Source organism: Burkholderia sp. HI2714, assembly GCF_002223085.1.
Classification (GTDB): Bacteria; Pseudomonadota; Gammaproteobacteria; order Burkholderiales; family Burkholderiaceae; genus Burkholderia; species Burkholderia lata_D.
Window position 1 is genome coordinate 20,755 of the sequence record NZ_NKFM01000051.1, and the last position, 19,630, is coordinate 40,384.

Annotated in this window: 17 protein-coding genes and 1 pseudogene; 7 read left to right on the forward strand and 11 right to left on the reverse strand. The window is 69.0% G+C overall.

Translation table 11 applies throughout. The features are described 5' to 3' along the window. Positions 1 to 23: 23 nt before the first annotated feature. Positions 24 to 1,241, reverse strand: coding sequence for a DUF2252 family protein (locus CFB82_RS25645; RefSeq protein WP_089485814.1), 1,218 nt, complete (start codon positions 1,239 to 1,241; stop codon positions 24 to 26). A gap of 218 nt (positions 1,242 to 1,459) precedes the next feature. Here CFB82_RS25645 and CFB82_RS25650 point away from each other — a divergent pair. Then, a pseudogene (locus tag CFB82_RS25650) lies at positions 1,460 to 2,695 on the forward strand (NADH:flavin oxidoreductase). A 53-nt stretch (positions 2,696 to 2,748) separates the two neighbouring features. Here the strand turns inward: CFB82_RS25650 and CFB82_RS25655 are convergent. Then, the gene (locus tag CFB82_RS25655) at positions 2,749 to 3,876 is read right to left on the reverse strand and encodes a 4-hydroxyphenylpyruvate dioxygenase family protein (protein ID WP_089485815.1); all 1,128 of its coding nucleotides are present in this window, start codon (positions 3,874 to 3,876) and stop codon (positions 2,749 to 2,751) included. 357 nt (positions 3,877 to 4,233) lie between these two features. On the opposite strand from CFB82_RS25655, the gene shiA reads away from it, so the two are divergent. Further along, positions 4,234 to 5,541 (forward strand): shikimate transporter, encoded by a 1,308-nt coding sequence (gene shiA / locus CFB82_RS25665; protein WP_089485816.1) that lies wholly within the window; start codon positions 4,234 to 4,236, stop codon positions 5,539 to 5,541. 211 nt (positions 5,542 to 5,752) lie between these two features. Further along, positions 5,753 to 7,054, forward strand: coding sequence for a UDP-N-acetylglucosamine 1-carboxyvinyltransferase (locus CFB82_RS25670; protein ID WP_069251564.1), 1,302 nt, complete (start codon positions 5,753 to 5,755; stop codon positions 7,052 to 7,054). Positions 7,055 to 7,140: 86 nt separating this feature from the next. Here CFB82_RS25670 and CFB82_RS25675 read toward each other — a convergent pair whose 3' ends face one another. Both CFB82_RS25675 and CFB82_RS43375 read right to left on the reverse strand, forming a co-directional pair. Further along, on the reverse strand, positions 7,141 to 7,752 hold the full coding sequence (locus tag CFB82_RS25675; protein ID WP_089485817.1) for a hypothetical protein: 612 nt from the start codon (positions 7,750 to 7,752) through the stop codon (positions 7,141 to 7,143). 161 nt (positions 7,753 to 7,913) lie between these two features. Next, a complete protein-coding gene (locus CFB82_RS43375; protein WP_179255455.1) occupies positions 7,914 to 8,135 on the reverse strand; it encodes a hypothetical protein in 222 nt (73 codons plus the stop codon). Here CFB82_RS43375 and CFB82_RS25680 point away from each other — a divergent pair. Continuing rightward, the gene (locus CFB82_RS25680; RefSeq protein WP_011355232.1) at positions 8,049 to 8,819 is read left to right on the forward strand and encodes an IclR family transcriptional regulator domain-containing protein; all 771 of its coding nucleotides are present in this window, start codon (positions 8,049 to 8,051) and stop codon (positions 8,817 to 8,819) included. The two genes, CFB82_RS43375 and CFB82_RS25680, sit on opposite strands and share 87 nt — an antisense overlap. Positions 8,820 to 8,924: 105 nt before the next feature. Here CFB82_RS25680 and CFB82_RS25685 read toward each other — a convergent pair whose 3' ends face one another. From CFB82_RS25685 to CFB82_RS25705, 5 genes are all read right to left on the reverse strand, one after another. Next, positions 8,925 to 11,225: an ATP-dependent DNA helicase gene (locus CFB82_RS25685; protein ID WP_089485818.1), complete on the reverse strand. Its 2,301-nt coding sequence runs from the start codon at positions 11,223 to 11,225 to the stop codon at positions 8,925 to 8,927. Then, complete coding sequence (locus tag CFB82_RS25690; protein ID WP_089485819.1) at positions 11,222 to 12,916, reverse strand: VRR-NUC domain-containing protein; 1,695 nt, start codon at positions 12,914 to 12,916, stop codon at positions 11,222 to 11,224. The genes CFB82_RS25685 and CFB82_RS25690 overlap by 4 nt, the downstream gene beginning before the upstream one ends. 96 nt (positions 12,917 to 13,012) lie before the next feature. Then, positions 13,013 to 13,891: a MipA/OmpV family protein gene (locus CFB82_RS25695; RefSeq protein ID WP_089485820.1), complete on the reverse strand. Its 879-nt coding sequence runs from the start codon at positions 13,889 to 13,891 to the stop codon at positions 13,013 to 13,015. A 205-nt stretch (positions 13,892 to 14,096) separates the two neighbouring features. Next, complete coding sequence (locus CFB82_RS25700) at positions 14,097 to 14,408, reverse strand: hypothetical protein (protein WP_041492268.1); 312 nt, start codon at positions 14,406 to 14,408, stop codon at positions 14,097 to 14,099. Between the two features lie 301 nt (positions 14,409 to 14,709). Continuing rightward, positions 14,710 to 15,018, reverse strand: coding sequence for a hypothetical protein (locus tag CFB82_RS25705; protein WP_089485821.1), 309 nt, complete (start codon positions 15,016 to 15,018; stop codon positions 14,710 to 14,712). 141 nt (positions 15,019 to 15,159) lie between these two features. Here CFB82_RS25705 and CFB82_RS25710 point away from each other — a divergent pair, with 141 nt between their 5' ends. The 3 genes from CFB82_RS25710 to CFB82_RS25720 all read left to right on the forward strand — a co-directional run bounded on the left by CFB82_RS25710 (position 15,160) and on the right by CFB82_RS25720 (position 16,755). Beyond that, positions 15,160 to 15,408, forward strand: coding sequence for a hypothetical protein (locus CFB82_RS25710; protein WP_069251558.1), 249 nt, complete (start codon positions 15,160 to 15,162; stop codon positions 15,406 to 15,408). Positions 15,409 to 15,748: 340 nt separating this feature from the next. After that, entirely contained in the window at positions 15,749 to 16,180 is a 432-nt protein-coding gene (locus CFB82_RS25715) for a CBS domain-containing protein (RefSeq protein WP_069251557.1), read from the forward strand. Between the two features lie 59 nt (positions 16,181 to 16,239). Then, positions 16,240 to 16,755 carry a PRC-barrel domain-containing protein gene (locus CFB82_RS25720; RefSeq protein WP_089485822.1) on the forward strand — a complete coding sequence of 172 codons (516 nt, stop codon included), beginning with the start codon at positions 16,240 to 16,242 and terminating at the stop codon, positions 16,753 to 16,755. A 12-nt stretch (positions 16,756 to 16,767) separates the two neighbouring features. Here CFB82_RS25720 and CFB82_RS25725 read toward each other — a convergent pair whose 3' ends face one another. Both CFB82_RS25725 and CFB82_RS25730 read right to left on the reverse strand, forming a co-directional pair. Beyond that, entirely contained in the window at positions 16,768 to 17,379 is a 612-nt protein-coding gene (locus CFB82_RS25725) for a DUF4142 domain-containing protein (protein WP_089485823.1), read from the reverse strand. Positions 17,380 to 17,485: 106 nt separating this feature from the next. Next, the gene (locus CFB82_RS25730) at positions 17,486 to 19,477 is read right to left on the reverse strand and encodes a hybrid sensor histidine kinase/response regulator (RefSeq protein WP_089485824.1); all 1,992 of its coding nucleotides are present in this window, start codon (positions 19,475 to 19,477) and stop codon (positions 17,486 to 17,488) included. Between the last annotated feature and the right edge of the window lie 153 nt (positions 19,478 to 19,630).

Consider the following 19,630-nt stretch of genomic DNA (forward strand, 5'->3'; position numbering starts at 1 on the left):
CGGTCGTCGCTCGCGGCGACCCGCTACACACCGGCGGCGAAGCGCCGGCAATGCTCCAGATACCCCGCTTCGTGGCTGCTCACGAGCTGGACGATGCTATTCCACAGCCACATGGGAGCATCGATCGTCTTCGCGCGGTTGCGGCCGAGTTCGGTGCGCCACGCCGTGCGTGTCGGCTTGTCCATCTGGCGCGCGTGGGCGGCGCCGACCACCGCACCGAGATAGCGCGCGACGTCACGCGCATCGCCCTCGGCGAGCAGATCGATGTCGAGCTTCAGATCCTGCGGCAACAGTTCCCGGATCACGACCGCGCGATCGAGCAGGCGCGCGGCCCGCATCCGCTCACCGAGGGCAGGCGACAGATGCCGCGCGCCTTCCACGACGCGCTCGGCGTTGTCGCGCGGCATCGCGGCCGTTTCGTCGCGCGGTGCCGCGGCCGTCACGCCCTCCTTGATGTCCATCAGACACAGGTCGTCGCCGTCGATCACGTCGCCGTCGATGTCGAGCAGCACCGCGTAGCGCAGCCGTCCCAGCGAACTGCAGCCTTTCACCCAGTACGCCGCGTCGAGCACGTCGACCCTGCCCCCGTCGTTGCGGCCCTTGAGGCTCGTGGCGAGCGTCGCGATCGCATGGTCGCCGAACAGCTTGCCGATCGCACGGGATTCCTTCGCACTCAGCGGCCAGAAGCGGCGCCCAAGCGGAATCGTCGGCGCGAGCCCTTCGATCCGTTCGACAGCAAGTTGCCGCCACGAGCGGCGCATGGCCTGCTTCATCACGAGGTGCACCGGTTCGGGACGTTCGGGCAGCTTCGCGTGTCGGCTGCCGAATGCCGACGCATAACCGGCCGTCATCGCCTCCATCATGTGCACGATCGTCAGGCCCGCCAGTGCGGACCCGCGCGCGGCCGTCGCAAGCGAAAGCCCGAGGCGGATCAGGTCGTGAACGGGATTGCCGACGACCGTCTGGTCGAGATCCCGGATCTGCACGTCGACCTTCCCATCGCTGTTCGCGACCGGGCCGAGGTTGCCGGTATGGCAGTCGCCGCAGATCCAGATCGACGGCCCGTGCGGCAGTGCGCTGCCGTTGGTTTCGACGAGCCATTCGTAGAACCGCGCCGTATTGCCGCGCACGTACGCGTGAGGTGAACGTGCCATCTTCCGGCGGCGCTGCTCGGTCAGGATCGCCTGGCGCCCGGCGGGTTTCGGCATGCGCTTCTGCTTCGGCTGTGACTGGCTGGTCATGCGGTTCTCCGGATGGTCCTGACGTGTGCGGCATGCCGCTTCGTCACGATGCCATTGATCGATGCGTTTCTGCAAACCGGCAGCCTCGCCGATACCCGAATGCCACGGGCGGCCGTCTCATGCTTCATTCGGCCGGATCGGGCCATCCACCCGGACGATGCGCGGCGGCGCGGGATGCGCACAATGATCGTCGAGCCCATTCCCGACGTCCGACCGACATGGAACCCACCGAACTGTCACCCGCGTTCAGCCCGCTGCAGATCGGCCCGCTGACGCTGCGCAACCGCCTGATCAAGTCCGCCACCAACGAGGGCATGACGCCGAACGGCGTGCCGTCGCGTGCGCTCGTGCATTTTCACGAACGCATCGCCGAAGGCGGCGCCGCGCTGACGACCGTCGCGTACTGCGCGATCAGCGACGACGGCCGCACGTTCGTCGACCAGGCGCGGCTCGACGTGCCGACGGTCCGCCAGTTCCGCGCGCTGACCGACGCCGTCCATCGCCACGGCGCCGCCGCATCCGCGCAGATCACGCACGGCGGCTGCTTCACGTTCCTGCCGTCGCTGTCGACCAAACGGCCATTGAGTGCGTCGGGCGGCTTCAACAAGGTCGGCGTGATGAGCGGCCGCTTTCTGAAGCAGGCAATGACGCGCGACCAGATGTCGACGGTCGCCGACGAATTCGCGCAGGCCGCACGCCATGCGCGCGACGCCGGCTTCGATGCAGTCGAGATCCACATGGGCCACGGCTATCTGCTCAGCCAGTTCCTGTCGCCGCTGTACAACCGCCGCCGCGATGCGTATGGCGGCGACGCGGCGCGGCGTGCCGCGTTCCCGGCCGAGGTGCTGCGCCGCGTGCTCGATGCGGTGGGCCGCGACCTCGCCGTCGTCTGCAAGATCGGCGTGACTGAGGGCGTGCGCGGCGGCGGAACGGCCGACGATGCCTGCGAAATCGCGCGGCGGCTCGAAGCCGAAGGCGCGCATCTGCTCGTGCTCAGCGGTGGGATGAACGTCGAATCGGTGTGGTAGCTGTTCGGCAGCCCGTTGCCCGGCGACGCGCGCGCGAATGCAGACAACGCGATCGTGCGTACCGCGATGGCGCTGCAGAAGCTCACCGAGCCGAAGATGGGCGCGTTTCGCGAGATGTATTTCCTCGAGCACTCGAAGAAGGTGCGCGCGGCCGTCAGGATGCCGCTCGCTTACCTTGGCGGCGTACGTTCGCGCGGGAACGTCGAGCGGGCGATGCGCGAAGGGTTCGACGCGGTGGCGCTCGCACGCGCGCTCGTGTTCGAGCCGGATTTCGTCAACGGGCTGCGCGACGGCCGGCTCGCGCAGTCGGGCTGTACGTCATGCAACCGCTGTGTCGTGTCGATGTACACGCCGGGCGGGACCGCATGCGTGCTGCACGAGCCGAACGACCCCGCGCCGAACCGCGTGCCGGCCGCCAGCGCGTGACGCTTGACGTGTAATGCGTGACGCCCGAGGTCTGATGCGGGCGCCGCGGCCGCTCAGCCGGCGTCGCGTGCGCGGGCGAGCGCCGCGAGATTCCCTTCCCCGAACCCGTGGTGCCCCTTGCGCTGCACGATTTCGAAGAAGATCTCGCCGGGCCGGCGCTTGACGAAGGTCTGGAAGAACAGGCGCGGCGCGCCGTCGCGGCCGATCTCGCCGTCGACCAGCACCGCGCGGCGGCGCAGTGCGTCGAGATCGACGCCGTGCCCCGGCAGCCGTGCGTCGACGTCGTCGTAATAGCGGGCCGGCGGCTCGACGAATTCGACGCCGTTCGCACGCAGCGCATCGACACAGGACAGGATGTCGTCGGTGGCCAGCGCGACGTGCTGCACGCCCTCACCGGGGTGGTCGGGCAGGTACGCATGCATCAGCTCGGTGCGCCGCGTACCTTCCTCGTAGACTGGAATCCGCACCGCGCCGCACGGCGACACCATCACGCGCGATTCCTCCGACACATGCCAGTGCGCGTCGATTTCGTGGATCTCGCGAAAATGCAGCAGGTCGTGGTAGAAATCCAGCCACTCCTGCATGCGCCCCGCGCCGACGGTCTGCGTGAAATGATCGACCTGCTGCAGCCCGACGCCCACGCAGTCGAGGTCGGTATGCGCGGTCGCGATGTCGATCGGCCGGAAATCGATGTCGAAGATCGAAATATCGCCGACGCCGCCACGCTGGCCGTCACGCCCGCGCCAGCGGTCGACGAAATAGAGGTGCGAATCGCCGATGCCCTGGATCGCCGGAATCTTCAGCTCGCCGACGCCGACCTTCTCGCCCTCGAACGCCCACGCGCCGAGCTCGATCGCCCGCTCGAACGCGCGCCGGGCGCTGGCCACGCGCAGCCCGATCGCGCAGACGCCCATTCCATATTCCTCCGCGTAGCGCGCGGCGAACGAATCGGGCTCGGCGTTGATCAGGAAGTGCATCTGCCCTTGCCGGTAGAGCGTGACGTTCTTGCTGACGTGCCGCGCGATCGCCTTGAACCCGAGCTGCTCGAAGCGCTGCGCGAGCGCTTCCGGCACGGGCGCCGCGAATTCGACGAACTCGAGGCCGGCCATCCCCAGCGGATTGGCAGCCGGATCGGCAACGGGCGGCGTATCGCTGGACAGGGGGTGGGAATTGCCGGGCATTCCAGTCTCCGGGGGCATGCGGTCGATGGGGATGGCGCTCGTTGCGTGCGGCATGCGCGGCCAGGGTGGCGACCGCGCATCCGCCCCGAACGGGCGAGTTTTCAATGCTGCCAATTTTAACCAGTTCGTTCACGGCGGCACACCCTGGCCAAACGGGATATCGTCACGCCGCCTAGTGCAAACCCGGAAAGCGTTCGATAATCGCACGGATTTGAACGATAATCGCGCACTCTGTCCGATTGGCCAATTGCCGCCATGCGGCGCGCGCCCTATTCTCCGTTCACTCATCGACTTCAATGCAGCATCGGACGCGGCGCCGCCACGATTCCACGATGCGCCGTGCCAGGAGACATCGCCATGACCCCAACCTTCGACACCCTCGACGCCGCCGCCAGCGCCCGCATGCGCAACCAGGCGCGCAAGGCTGCGATCGGCAGCTTCGTCGGCGCCGTCGTCGACTGGTACGACTTCCTGCTGTACGGGATCGTCGCCGCGCTGGTATTCAATTCCGAGTTCTTCCCGAAAGTCAGCCCGACGATGGGCACGCTCGCGGCGTTCGCGACCTTCGGCGTCGGCTTCCTGTTCCGGCCGCTCGGCGGCGTCGTGTTCGGCCACTACGGCGACCGGCTCGGCCGCAAGCGGATGCTGGTGCTGACCGTGATGCTGATGGGGCTGTCGACGGTCGCGATCGGCCTGCTGCCGACATTCTCGACGATCGGCTGGTGGGCGCCCGTGCTGCTGGTGCTGATGCGCGCGATCCAGGGTTTCGCGGTCGGCGGCGAATGGGGCGGCGCGGCGCTGATGGCCGTCGAAAGCGCGCCGAAGCAGAAGAAGGCGTTCTACAGCAGCGGCGTGCAGGTCGGCTACGGCGTCGGCCTCGTGCTGGCCACGGGCATCGTGTCGATCCTGAGCCACACGCTCGGCGAGGCCGCATTCAAGTCGTGGGGCTGGCGCCTGCCGTTCGTGTTCAGCATCGTGCTCGTGCTGATCGGGCTGTGGGTGCGCAAGAACATGGACGAATCGCAGGAGTTCGTCGAGAAGGTCGAACACGGCAACCGCAAGCTGCGCCTGCCGGTGCTGGAAGCGCTCACGCGCCATCCGAAGGCGTTCCTGCTGATCATCGCGCTGCGCCTCGCCGAACTGTTCACGATGTATATCGTCACCGCGTTCGCGCTCAGCTATTCGACGACGAACCTCGGCATGTCGCGCGACCTGTTCCTGAACATCGGCCTGCTGGTGGGCGCGGTGAGCTGCGTGACGATCCCGTGTTTCGCGTGGCTGGCCGACCGCTACGGCCTGCGCCGCATCTACCTGATCGGCGCGCTGATCGGCCTGGCGTCCGCGATCCCGTTCTTCGTCGCGCTGGAAGCGCGGTCGATCGCGTGGATCGTGATCTTCTCGATCCTGCTGGCGAACGCCGCGCACGACATGGTCGTGAGCGTCCAGCAGCCGCTGTTCACCGAGCTGTTCGGCGCCGAATACCGCTATAGCGGCGCGGGCGTCGGCTACCAGTTCGCGAGCGTGGTCGGCGGCGGGTTCACGCCGTTCATCGCGGTCGGCCTCGTCAGCGTGGCCGGCGGCTCGTGGCACCTCGTCGCCGGTTATCTCGCGGTGGGCTGCCTGATCTCGCTGGTGGTCGCCGCGCGGATGCGGGCGGCGCAGTAACACCCTGCCCCGATGGCCGGCCACGACCTGTGGCCGGCCATCACGCATGGCTCGGCGCCAGCGGGCAACGACCCCGCTGCTTCGCGTGCATGGCGTCAAACACTGTCAGTTACACGCGTCGATTCCCCTTTTCCCCGCTGAACATGCCACGCCGCCCGCCGACCAATGGCATCATATGGGCCTACGTCAGTCACCGATACGCCCCCATATCATGTCGAATCTCATCGTCCACGGCGGCACTCCGCTGCGCGGGGACATCAAGCCGTCCGCGAACAAGAACGCCGTCCTGCCGATTCTGTGCGCCACCCTGTTGACCGATCAGCCGCTGCGCCTCATCGGCGTGCCGGACATCACCGACGTGCGCAAGATCCTCGACATCTTCCGCACGCTCGGCAGCGACGTGTCGGTCGACTTCACGACGGGCCTGCTCGAACTCCACCATCGCGACACGAAATTCGACCCGGCCGTCCACCGGCTGCCGGAAGCGATGCGCTCGTCGATCATGCTGATCCCGCCGCTGCTCGCGCGCTTCGGCGTCGCGCGCCTCGAGAACGACGTGAAGGGCTGCACGCTCGGCGTGCGCGAGATCGATCCGCACGTCGAGGTGTTCGAGCGCTTCGGCGCGCACATCGAGCGCACGCCCGATTCGCTGATCGTCCGCACCGACGGCCCGCTGACGGCCAACGACCACTGGCTCGACTACGCGTCGGTCACGACCACCGAGAACTTCGCGCTGTGCGCGACGGCCGCGAACGGCACGTCGACGCTGATGAATGCGGCTTCCGAGCCGCACGTGCAGGAGTTCTGCCAGTTCCTCGCGATGATCGGCGTCGCGATCGAGGGCCTCGGCACGTCGCGGCTGTGCGTGACGGGCGGCCGCAAGCTCGGCGGCGGCGAGTTCCGCTTCGCCGAGGATTTCCACGAGATCGCGACGTTCCTCGCGCTCGGCGCGATCACCGGCGGCGACATAACGGTGCGCAACTCGTCGCCCGAGCATTTCCCGCTGATCGACCGCACGTTCGCGAAGTTCGGCGTCAACGTCACGCACCGCGACGGCTGGTCGCGCGCGGAACGCGACGGCCCGCTGCGCGTGCGCCGGCCGTTCACGCAGAACATCCTCACCAAGGTCGAAGCCGCGCCGTGGCCGTACCTGCCGGTCGACCTGCTGCCGATCTTCATCGCACTCGGCGTGCGTGCGGAAGGCAGCGCGATGTTCTGGAACAAGGTGTACGACGGCGCGCTCGGCTGGTCCGGCGAGTTGTCGAAGTTCGGCGCACACGTGCTGCTGTCCGATCCGCACCGGCTGATCACGTTCGGCGGGCTGCAACTGACGCCGGCGCGCGTCGAGAGCCCGTACATCATCCGCGTCGCGATCGCGCTGCTGATGGTGGCCGCGAGCATCGAAGGCCGTTCGGAAATCATGAACGCGCTGCCGATCCGCCGTGCGCACCCGCACTTCGTCGAGAACCTGCGCTCGGTCGGCGCGAACGTCGAGTGGACGAGCAGCGAGTAAAGCCCTGACGGTACGGCGCACGCGCTGCGAACAGCCGTACCCCCTCCCCACCCGGTCGGCGCCTGCGCCGGCCGCGCCCTCCCGCGTTACTCGCCTCCCCCGCAATCGACATCGCCGCCGCCCATGTGGTCGAACCCGTAGAGCATCACGGCCGTCGTGCCGCGCGCGGGGTTGCTCGGGCGTTTCGCCAGGCTTTCAGCGAGTGGAGACGACGGATACTGGACACTCGTGTCCATCAGGTTGCCCGGCTCCGAGCGCAACTCCGCTTCGGTCAGCTTGCTCCCTTCCGCGCGCGGCAGCCCGAAAGCCTTGCGCACGTCCGCTTCGTTCCACGTCCCCTTCAGCGTGACGGTGACCATCTGCAGCCTGCCTTGCTCCCAGTCGAGATCGACCTTCGTCGCGAGCGGATGCACGCTGGCCGCGAGCCGGTCGGGGAACGCCGGGCCCTCGTAGTACGCCTTCGTGCTCTTGCACGCGTCGCCGGTGTTCCGGTACTTCTTCAGCGCGCAATTGAAGCGCTTGTCACGGTAGCCGAAGGTCGTTTCGACGTAGCAGCCGAATTTCGGCGACGTCATGCGCGGCCACGCACGGACGTCGACGGCCGGCTTCGGGAGCGGCGTGCCGGACGAAGGATTCGCCGCGGCAAGCAGCGGCACGGCCGCGACGAGCACGGCCAATATGGATTCACGAATTTTCATCGTTCTGTTCCAGTCGAGGCGGCGATTCTAGCGCGGCTTCGCGAGCGCAATCGTGCCTGCGAGCTGCGGAACAGCGGCAAGGCTGGCGGCATGGCTTCCGCATGGGTCGCGCACGTCAGGCTGAGCCGGTGGTTCTGCGTGTTGCCGATTGTCGTCGACGGTCATGTTCCGGGTTCGGGGCGCGCATCCGCCGTCGAATCATTCGCGCCCTGATCGAGCGTCGCGGCAGATCCGATCTGCGCGATAATCGCCCATTCACGCGCGATGACCGCGCATTCCGACGCCTGCTCCCGACGATGAAAAAGCCCGAACTCGACCGACGCGACTGGATTGCCGGCCTCGAAAAAGGCCTGGCGATCCTCGAGGCGTTCGACAGCCAGCATGCGCGCATGACGCCCACCCAGGCCGCCGCGCGCACCGGCCTCACGCGCACGGCCGCGCGGCGCTACCTGCTGACGCTCGAATCGCTCGGCTACGTGTACACCGACGGCAAGCTGTACGGCCTCACGCCGCGCGTGCTGAGGGTCGGCTGGTCGTACTTCGATTCGGCCCGCCTGCCGCGCACGGTCCAGCCCTATCTGCAGCAATTGAGCGCGTCGCTGAACGAGTCGGCGTACGTGAGCGTGCTCGACGGCTGGGAACTCGTGTTCATCGCGCGCAACGGCGTGTCGCGGGTGATGACGACCGGCTTCGTGCTCGGCGCGCGCGTGCCGGCGCCGCTGACGTCGCCGGGCGTCGTGCTGCTCGCTCATCATCCCGATCGCGAAGCCGTGCGCGCATGGCTCGACGACACCGAACTGCCGCCGTTCACGCCGCACACGATCACCAACAAGGCGCGCCTGCTCGAACAGGTCGACCAGGCACGCGACGCCGGTTTCGCGGCGATCGAGCAGCAATTGCAGGTCGGCGTGCGCGGGATCGCGGTGCCGCTGAAGAACCGTCACGGCGAAGTGGTCGCCGCGCTGAGCACGAACATGCCGATCGGCGCGGAGACGACCGACGCGGCCGTGCGGCGCGTCCTGCCGCATCTGCAGGAAGCCGCGCTCGCGATGCTGAATGTGCTGTAGCGGCAGCGCCCACCCGGGCCGCGTCCGCGGCCGCCCGATCTCGCTACGCGACGGATGGCGCCCACTTGCCGGAATCGGCGGTCTGCCGGAAGCGCTTCTTCCGTCTCACCCGATCCGCCACCACCGCGGCAGCAGGTCGCGCACTTCGCGCCGCCGGTAGCGATCGTCGATCAGGTGCACGACGCCTTCGTCGTGCTCGGTGCGGATCACCCGCCCGGCCGCCTGCACGACCTTCTGCAAGCCCGGGTACAGGTACATGTAGTCGTAGCCGTTGCCGAAGCGCGCGTCCATCGCGCGCCGCATCTGCTCGTTGATGTCATTGACCTGCGGCAACCCGAGCGTCGCGATGAACGCGCCGATCAGCCGCTCGCCGACCAGGTCCACGCCTTCCGAGAACGCGCCGCCCAGCACCGCGAAGCCGACGCCGCGCCCGCCTGCGTCGAAGCGCGCGAGAAATGCATCCCGCTCGCTTTCGGCCATGCCGGGCGCTTGCGCCCAGACGGGCACGTCCGGATGCCGCGTCTGCATCAGCGCGACCACGCGCCCCAGGTAGTCGAAGCTGCTCAGGAAGCCGAGGTAGTTGCCGGGCCGCGTCGCGTATTGCGCGGCGATCAGGTCGGCGATCGGTTCGAGCGAACGGTCGCGATCGCGCCAGCGCGTCGACACGTGGCTCGCGACGCGCACCGTCAGTTGCTCGGCGCGGAACGGCCCGTCGACGTCGAGCCAGCCGGTGTCGCCGGGCAACCCGAGCGTGTCGCGATAGAAATGAAACGGGCTCAGCGTGCCCGAGAACAGCACGGTCGCGCACGCGGCTTCGTAGCGCGGCGCAAGAAAGCCGGCCGGAATCACGTTGCGCACGCACAGCGTCGACTGGACGCGGCGCCGGCGGCCGGCCGACGCCACGCCGTCGAGCGCCGGCTGGCGCGGCATCGGTTCGCCGTGCTGCGTCGCATCGAAGATCGACGCGCTGTCGAACGCCTCGGCCAGCACGCCGAACTGGATCGCCTCGAAATGAAACCGCAGCAGTGCGTCGCCGTTCGCGCGCGGCGCGTCGGTCAGGTGTTCGCCGATCGCCGCGACGAGGTTCTGCACGGCCGACACGATCGGGCCCGGTATCTCCGGATATGCGGCATAGCGCTCGGCCTGTGCGCGACTGACCGTACCCCAGGCGCGGGCGAGCCGGTCGAACGCCTTGCGCAGCGCCGCGGGCGCGGCCTCGCGTGCGGCCGCGAATGCGAACGGATCGAGCGACGCGCTGTACATCTTGCGCGCACGATCGAGCAGGTTGTGCGCTTCGTCGACGAGCACGCCGACCCGCCACTGGTTCTGCTGCGCGAGCGTGTGCAGCATCGCGCTGCCGTCGTAGTAGTAGTTGTAGTCGCCGATCACCATGTCGGACCAGCGCGCGAGCTCTTGCGACAGGTAGTACGGGCAGACGTCGTGCGCAAGCGCGGCCGCGCGCACCGTGTCGCGGTCGAGCAGCCCGGCCTCGATGGCCGCATCGCGCGCGGCCGGCAGCCGGTCGTAGAAGCCTTTCGCGAGCGGACACGATTCGCCGTGGCATGCGCTGTCCGGATGCTCGCACGCCTTGTCGCGCGCGACGAGTTCCAGCACGCGCAGCGGCAGCGCCGGCGTGCCGGCGCCGAGCGTCGTCGCCGCTTCGAGCGCGAGCGCGCGTCCGGGCGTCTTCGCGGTCAGGAAGTACACATGGTCGAGCTTGCCCTCCCCGCAGGCCTTCAGCAGCGGAAACACGGTGCCGAGCGTCTTGCCGATGCCGGTCGGCGCCTGCGCCATCAGGCAACGCTCGTCGCGTGCCGCGCGATAGACGGCCACCGCCAGCTCGCGCTGGCCGCTGCGGAACTGGCCGTGCGGAAACGCCAGCGCACGCAGCGCCGCATCGCGCGCCGCGCGATGGGCCGTCTCGCGCTCGGCCCAACCGACGAAACATGCGCACTGCTCGGCGAAGAACGTCGCGAGCTCGGCCGCCCCCAGCGTTTGCGTCAGCACCGTCTCGCGCTCGGACACGATGTCGAAATAGACGAGCGCGACGTCGATTTCCTGGAAGCCGCGCGCGTCGCACATCAGGTGCGCGTAGACCTTCGCCTGCGCCCAGTGCAGCGCGCGGTGGTTGGCCGGCATCGCATCGAGGCTGCCGCGATAGGTCTTGATTTCCTCCAGGCGGTTCGCTACCGGATCGTAGCCGTCCGCACGGCCGCGCACGGTGAGCGTGCCCCAGGTGCCTGTCAGCGCGATCTCGGTTTCGTAGCGGGCGCCGCGGTTCGACGTGACCGCACCGTGGCCGGCGATGCCTTCGAGCGCGGTCGGCGCGGGCGTGAAGCGCAGGTCGAGGTCGCCGCGTCGCGCGGTGAACTCGCACATCGCCCGCACCGCGACGACGTAGCTCATGCGGACAGTCCCGCCGCTTCGGCGTGCGCGACGCCTTCACCGGCCCACTCGACATCGATCACGCGCACCGGGATGCCGTGCGCGACGCAGTACGCGAGCCAGCGCGTCTGGTTGTCCTGCAGGCGGTCGCCGGGGCCTTTCACCTCGATCAGTTCGTAGCGGCGCTCGCCGGGCCAGAAGCGGACGAGATCGGGCAACCCCGAGCGGTTGCTGCGGATATCCGCGAGCAGGCGCGTGAACCACAGCCGCAGGTGCTCGGGCGGCAGGCACGCGAGCGCCTCGTCGAGCAACGCGTCCGTCAGCACGCCCCAGAACACGAACGGTGATTGCAGCCCCGCCTTCGTCGCGAAATGCCGGCGGATCGTGTCGCGATACGCACCCGAATCGAGTTGCGCGAAGCACGCAGCGAACGCGTCCATCCGGCGCGCGGCGAAATCGGGTGCGTGCAGATCGGCCGGGCCGCGCTGGAACGGGTGGAAGAACGCACCGGGCACCGCGGCGAACACGGGCTCCCAGCACAGCAGCCCGAACAGCGAATTGATCAGCGTGTTTTCGACGTAATGGACCGGCGAAGCCGGCTGCGCAAGATGGTCGCGCACCGCGAATTCGACGCTGACGAATGCATCCGGGCGCGCAATCACGAGCGTCTCGCGCGGCACGTCCGCCGCTGCGGCAGCACGTTCGACGCGCTGGCCGAGCCGGCGCTGCAGGCGCGGCAGCATGCGCTCGACACGCTGGCGCTCCTCGTCGCTCTCGAAGCCGCCGCGCGCATCGAGCGCCAGCGCGAGTGCATCGTCGTCGCGCCCGCAGCGTTCGAGCACGCGGATGCGCCGATGGCGGCTGCCGGGCCATGCGCTGCGCGCATACGCGTCGAGCGCGCCGTCCCAGTCGGCCCGGCGCTCACACGTCTGCCCGAGCGCGAACAGCAGCTTCGCGCGACGCGTCGCGAGCCACGGCTGTGCGCAGCCGACCGCGTCGATGGCGCGCATCAGGTCGTCGAACGGCAGATCGTCGGGCCACGCGTCGAGCGCGTCGCGACACATCTGCAGCGCGAGATACGCGTCGACGTCGCCGCGCTGCTGGAACGCACGCGACGACGGCGCGATCGGCACGCTTTCGTACTGGAACACGCCGAGATCGGCGAGCACGAACTCGCTCCAGTCCTGATGGAGATTGCCGAAGAACATCAGGCGCAGCCGGTTGCACAGCGCGCCGACCGTCACGCGCAGCACGCGGTCGCCGGCCTGTGCGCACCACGCGTCGAGCGGTTGCGCGACGTCGTGCGCGGGCCGCAGCCGTTCGAGCCATTCGGGCTTGCGCTCGCCCGCATGCGCGGCGAGTGCCGGGAAGATGCGCAGCAGATCGGCCTTGGTCGACAGCGCGAACAGTTCGTCGAGCGTCAGCGCAGGCGCCGGATCGACCCAGCCGAGTGCGACGAGCGGCGCGACCGCGTCGAGCGCGCAGCCGATTTCGTCGTAGACGAGCTTGCTGGCGCGGAAGTCGGACCCGTTGCGCATCAGCATCCGCACGAGCAGCGCGCGCGACGCCTGCGGCAGCGTCGCGAACTGGCGGACGAACGCGTGCTCGTGCTCGTCGAACAGGTCGTCGTAACGCGCGCCGAGCCAGGCCAGCGCGCGTTCGAAATTGGTCAGGTAGTAAAACGCCGGGGGCGTCGGCGATGCAGGCGTCACGGGGATTGATCACTGTACATTTGTACAGGTCGGAATCATATCAAATGTGACGGCAACTGCTGCACGCCCCGTCGGCGATCGGCTCCCCGGCCCCGCTCAAAACTGGTAATTCACCGACATGTCGAACACGCCGTTGGTCTTCTGCTGCGTGATCGGGCTGTGCGCGGCGCGGCCGACGAGCTGCTCGATCGCGCCGTCGATCGTGACGAACCAGTGCTTGTTCAGGAACCAGGCCATCGTCACGCCCGCACCGACCGACTTGAACCCGGCCCCCGACGAATAGGCCGGCAGCCCCGAGCGCGCGGCACCGCCCGGACTCACGCCGAACCAGCTGTTCATGTAGCGCGAATCGGCGAACGACACGGTCGGCCCCGCGAACCAGAAGAAATGCTCGTTGCTGCCGGGCAGCGGCATGTACGCGGAGAAATCGCCGACCCACCCATTCGAGCCGCCGATGCTGCGCCGGATATCCGCGCGCAGCACGAGCGGAAATTCCTTCGAGATCACGTAATCGGCCGCCAGTTTCATCACCGGAGCCGCGTTGATGTTGTCGAGGCCGTTCAGGTGCTGGATGTCGTCGGCCGAGCGGCGCCCGAGGTCGTAACCGACGGACAGGCTCACGCGCCAGTTCGGCCCGCGCAGCACGTTCGCGCCGAGCCCTTCGCCGGTCGACAGGAAGAACAGGTCGCGATAGCGGATGTCGACAGTCGGGCCGCCCATCACGCGATAGCGATCGGAGCCCGCATAGCGCGGCTGCAGCGTCATTGCGGCGCCCATGCTGATATCCCAGGTGGAGATGTTCGGCTCGTACAGCTTTTGGAGCGGCACGCCGGCCGAGTATTGCCACTCGCCGAGCGGTGAAGGCGTCTGGGCCGACGCGTCGCGGGCGCCGGCCGCGGCGAGCGCCGCGCAGGCCGACACCCCGGAAACGAACCGGCGTGCGCCGGGTGACAGCAAAGGGCGAGCAACAGTCATCAAGGTCCCCGTCGGTTGCGCGAAACGAACCTGAATTAAAGAAGCGCATGGCGCCTCTTCGGCTGCAGCGGCTGGCAGCCTGCGGCGCGAACGTAGCATGCGCTGAATTACGGACATCCTACGCGACACACGCGCAGACGCAAAGCGCCCGCTGCGTGCGGGCACTTTGCCGTACGCGGGGACCGTCCGGTGACGCGTGGTGGAATCAGAATCGCTCGACGTGATAGTCGCCGGCCAGCGCGGCCGGGCTGCGCGTCGACATCATCCGCGAGAAGCCGTCGGCGAGCCGCCCGAGCGCGAGCTGCTTCTGGCTCGCATCCCAGTGGGTATAGGTGTCGTACGCGGCATCGTCGAACGACACGGTGACGGCGACCGGGCGGCCGCTGGCGCGAAAACCGATCTGCAGCACGCCGCCCGGCAATTCCTCGATGTGATAGCGCAACGAGCGCGACTCGAAATAGCGGCCCAGCACCTGAGCGATCGCGCGCTTGTCTGGCGATTGCACGTGAATGTCCATGATGGTCCTCCTTTTTTCAGTGTTCGCGCGGACGGTTGTGATGCACCGCCTCCCGGCATCCGTATCGGTGGCGGGTGCGACGGCGGGTCGCCCTGTGGCAGCCCCTCTGGCACCGGCGGATCGACGGGATCGTCGTGCCCGGGCGGGGGCGGGTCCGGGTTGACATCGGGCGTCGTCGGCTCGGGGCGGTGCAGCATGGATGGCGTATTCATGTCTCTCCTGCGCGACGGCGCGCGCATCTCGATGGCGCCGGCATCGCGCGCAAGCGGCGTGCCCGCTCCGATCGAGCGCTGCCGTGCGCTCAGTCGTCGTAGCCCGCCATCACCAGCCACATCGTGCGCCCGTCGGCGGCGAGCCGTACCGCGAGCGCGAACCGGTCGGACGGCGTGCATTCCGCGACGAGCGCCCGCTGCGCCCGCTGCGCACGCTCGGGGCCGTCGTAGACGGTTTCGTTCAGTACGCGTAGCTCGTCCTTGCCGTCGAACATGCGCCGCTCGGGCCGATAGACCAGCGACTCGCGCTTCCACGTGTCGAAACGCTCGCGCACGTGGGCGAAATCGCCGCCGCATACGTTCGCGTCGTAACGTATCCTTTCCCTAGGTGCATTCATCACGTTGTCCTCTTGTCCACGCCGACGGCGCAGCGTGGCTGCGCGGCGCCCCGTGCGGTTTCGCCAAAGCGCAAGCGTCGTACCGTCGGCCCGCGCAGGCATGGCGCTTGCGCCCCCATCGATGACAAAGGAGGTTCGACCATGACCGTTCACGCCCCCGGCCGCCACGATGCCGTGTCACCGGCTGCCGGACTGCTCTGGCTCGCCACGTCGCGCCCGCCGTCCAAAGACAAGACGGAGGAACGCATCGACGAGGGACTCGAGGAGACGTTTCCGGCCAGCGACCCGCCCGCCGTTGGCGGTGCGACCCGTATCGATCCTGCCAAGCCGTCCGGCGAGCACGAACGCCGCTCGCCGCACGTCCCTTCACCGCCCCGCGATCACGGCTGACGGCGGCAACCGGCCCGTGCTGCGCGGCGGCGCAGCGGCGTGCCGGAGCAATCCGGAGTTGATGTGATGAAACGCCTTGAACGCAGATGGCATGAAATCAGCGGCGCCGCCGGCGTCGCAGCGCTGGCGGCGATCGAAAGCGCAGTGGTGCTCGCGATCGTCGCGATGACGGGCATCGGTCACTGACGTCCTGCCCCGCTCGCTGGCGGCGGTCGCCGTGGAAGATGTACAAGCGGGCTGGCAAATTTCTCCGTCGCCTGGCCGGCGAAGCCCGGCGCGTGCCGCCCGCGCGCGGCACGCCATCTGCTCCCCGATAGTCCTGCTCACGAAGGAGACGTTCATGTATCGCGTCACCGAGATCATGTCGCGCGACGTCGTGTGCGTCGCGCCGACCGACACGATTCGCCACGCGGCCGAACTGATGCGGCGCTTCGATATCGGCGTGCTGCCCGTTTGCGACGGTTCCGAACTCGTCGCGATCGTGACCGACCGCGACCTCGCGGTGCGCGGACTGTCGCACGGCCATTCGTCCGATACGCCCGTGCAGGCGGTCGCGTCCAGACCCGTGCAGTGGTGCGTCGAGGACGACGGTGTCGGCGACGTCCAGCAGCGGATGGCCGACGTGCAGTTGCATCGGATGCCGGTGCTCGACCGCAACCGGCGGCTGGTCGGCATCGTGTCGCTCGGCGACATCGCGACGCGCGCTGGCGGCCCCGAGCGCGACGAGCTGGCCAATACGCTGGAGGACGTGTCGCTGCCGCGCCGGCGTTGACCGGCGCCCGTTGATACTGCGTGGCCCGCCCGGGTGCCGCTTCGACCAGGAGGTGTTCGATGACAACGGACAGACCGTCGCGTGACGACACGCGCATCGTCGGCGGCAACCGCCGCACGGCCGGCGGCGGGCCGGGGCCCGACGTGATGGCCGCCCGCACGCTCGAAGGCGATCGCGTCCTGTCGATGGACGGCGACGACGTCGGCCAGGTCGCCGACATCATGCTCGACGTGCGCTCCGGCCGGATCGCGTATGCGGTCGTGTCGTCGCGCAGCCCGCCCGGGATCGGCGACAAGCTGCTCGCGGTGCCGTGGAACGTGCTCGTGCTCGACGTCGAGCGCCAATGCTTCGTGCTGCCTGTCGCCACCGAACGCGTGCGCGAAGCCCCCGGCTTCGACAGGAACCGCTGGCCCGCCATGGCCGATCCGGAGTGGGCCGAGGCGCTGCATGCGTACTACGGCAGTTCGCCGTACTGGCTGATCGAGGAAGGTGAAACGGCGCTGGACGCTCCGCCGCACGAGGCGTCGCCGGGCGGCCCCGACACCCCTGAAAGCGCTGACGGCGGCAAGCGGTAGCGCGATCGCCGCTCAGTGTGCGGCCGCCACCGTCTGCGCGAGTTGCCGGGCGGCGGCCAGGTGCGCCTTCAGCGTCGGCAACGCGTTGGCCGCGAACGTGCGAAACTGCGGATCGCGGCCGTTCCGCGCTTCTGTTTCGTAGAGCCGGATCGCCGCTTCATGCGCGCTCGGGCCCGCCAGCGCGACATAGGCCGTGTCGAACGCATGACCTTCCTTGGTTCGCAACGCGGTCACGGCCGGATCGACGAGCATCCGCGACTGGACCGGTACGCCCTTGGTCGCGCCAAGCTGCCGCAATTCGCCGGCGATCCGTCCGTGATCGTCGACCATGCGGCGCGCGAACGCCTTCACGTTGGGGTTCGACGAGCGGTCGAGCGCGAGCTGGCTGGCCTGCCGCTCGACCTTGTCGATCATGCCGGCCTTGTCGATGAATTCGACATCGATACCGGTCGGCCGCTGCGTCATGCCGGCCTCATCGGGCGTCGTGCCGGGGCGGATCACGCCCGGCGCGACCTGGGCCGACGAAGCAGGTACCGCCTGAGCATGGGCGAATACGGCGATCGATGCGCCGACGGTACCGGCCAGCAGGATCGCCGCCGGTTGATGGATTCGATTCGTTTTCATCCGGACCTCCGTGTGTCGCGACGGAGCGGGCCTGCCGCGCGGGTTGCCGTTGCATCCATCGCGCCTCCTTCCCTCGTCATGACCGGGCGAGCGGCCACGCCGGCTGCTACCGGCCACGCCCTTTCCGGTCGTGCGCGGCCTCCGGCGCGACATCGGCGATCACGCTCGCCAGCGTCGGCATGTCCACCGGCTTGCGCAGATACGCGTCGAACCCGGCCGCCATCACGCGGTGCCGGTCGGCGTTGTCGGCGTGGGCCGTGACCGCGACGACGGGCAGATGCCCGCTGCTGCCCGGCAAATGACGGATGCGGTCGAGCAGCCAGAAGCCGTCACCGTCCGGCATGGCGAGATCCGACAGCACGACGTTCGGCGCCTGCCGTTCCACCGCGTCGAGCGCGTCGTGCCCCGACTGCGCGGTCGACACCTGCGCGCCCATCGTTTCGAGGGCCGCGGCGAGGCTCGCGCGCGATGTCGCGTCGTCGTCGACGACGAGCACGCGCTGGCCGCCGAGCGTCACCGGGTCCGGCGAGTCCGCCGCGTGCAGCAGGTTTTCGGCCGGATCGTCGACGTCCCAGCCAGCCGGCAGCGTGACCGTGACGGTCGTCCCGCGCCCGGTGCCGGCGCTCGTCGCGACGACATCGCCGCCGTGCAGTTGCACGATGTTGCGCACGATCGACAGGCCGAGCCCGAGGCCGCGCGCCGGCGATGCGAATGCGCGTTCGGGCCGGCTGAACGTCTCGAACAGGTGCGGCAGGTATTCCGGCGCAATGCCCTGCCCCGTATCGGCGACCGACAGCCGCACGCGCTCGCCCGCCCGGGCCAGCGACACGACGATGCGGCCGCCCGGTGGCGTGAACTTGATCGCATTCGACAACAGGTTCGACAGGACCTGGCGCACGCGCTCGCGGTCCGCCGGAATCACGCAGGTCGGCATCGCGTATTGGGTCGACAGCGTGAGCCCGCCCGCCTGTGCCGTCGCGTCGAGTTCGCGCGTGGCATCGCGCACGACGCGCACGAGATCGACCGGCACGCGCTCGAGGCGCAACCGGCCGGTCGCGAGCGACGACGCATCGAGCAGGTCGGCCACCATGTGCGACAGCGACCGCGCGCTGCGATCGATCGCGTCGACGGCCTGCAGCGCGAGCCCCTGGCCGTCGACATTACGCAGCACCTCGATCCAGCCGTAGATCACGTTCAGCGGCGTGCGCAGCTCGTGCGACACCGTGGCCAGCAGTTCGTCCTTCAGCCGGTTCGACGTGTCCGCCTGTGCGCGTGCGTCGTGGGCGCCGCGCAGCGAGCGCAGGTTGCGCCGCTCGCCGCGGCGCCGTTCGTGCGCGTCGCGCAGCGTCATCGACAGGCCCGTGCAGTTGCCCTGCGCGTCGACCATCGGCGATGCGGCGAAGGTCGCCCGAAAACGGCCGCCGTCGCGTCGCACGCACAGCACGTCGAGCGGACCGACCGGCGCGTGCAGGTTCGCGAACGACGCGGGCAACGGATGGCGCCGCAACCAGCGCGGCGCGATCATCGCGGCGACGTCGCGCCCGGCGGCCTGCGCCGCGTCGATGCCGAAGATCCTTCGCGCGGCCGGATTCCAGCTCGTGATCCGGCGTGCGGTATCGACCCCGACGATCGCATCGGGGGAAGCATCGACCACACGGCGCAGCAGGCGATCGTCAGGCACCGGCACGCGTGCGGCCGGCGCCGGTTCGCGATGCAGCGCGCGGGCATCGGCGTCGCCGTCGTCATCGGGTTCGCGCAGACGATCGTTCGCGAGCAGCGGCTTCACGGTCATCACGAGCAGGCACTCGACGAAGCTGATCGCGACGAATGTGCCGGCCTGCGTGAGCAGCGTGGCCAGCGGCGCATCACGCCACCACAGCGTGCCGATCACGGCCACGCTCAACGCGGCCGCGACCAGGCCGCCGCCGAACGACGTCAGCCATGCGGCAGCCGCAACACCTGCATAAAAAGGCAGCGGCGCAAATGGCGCGTGCTCCCCGACGACGCGAACCGCCCACGCCTGCAGCGCGGACGCCAGCCCGACAGCCAGCACGATCCATGCACCCTGCCGTAACAGCTCACGGGTCAGGGTCCTCATTGCATCCTTGCCTCGCGCCGGCTCCGGTCGCACGGCGTCATGCCGCGGGTCGACCCTCCGGCCCGCCGTCGAGCGTGCCGGGCGAGCCTGACCGCAGCCGCAAGCGGCATGCCCGACGCGGGCCGCGGATGGCCGCCTGCCCGATTCCCCGCT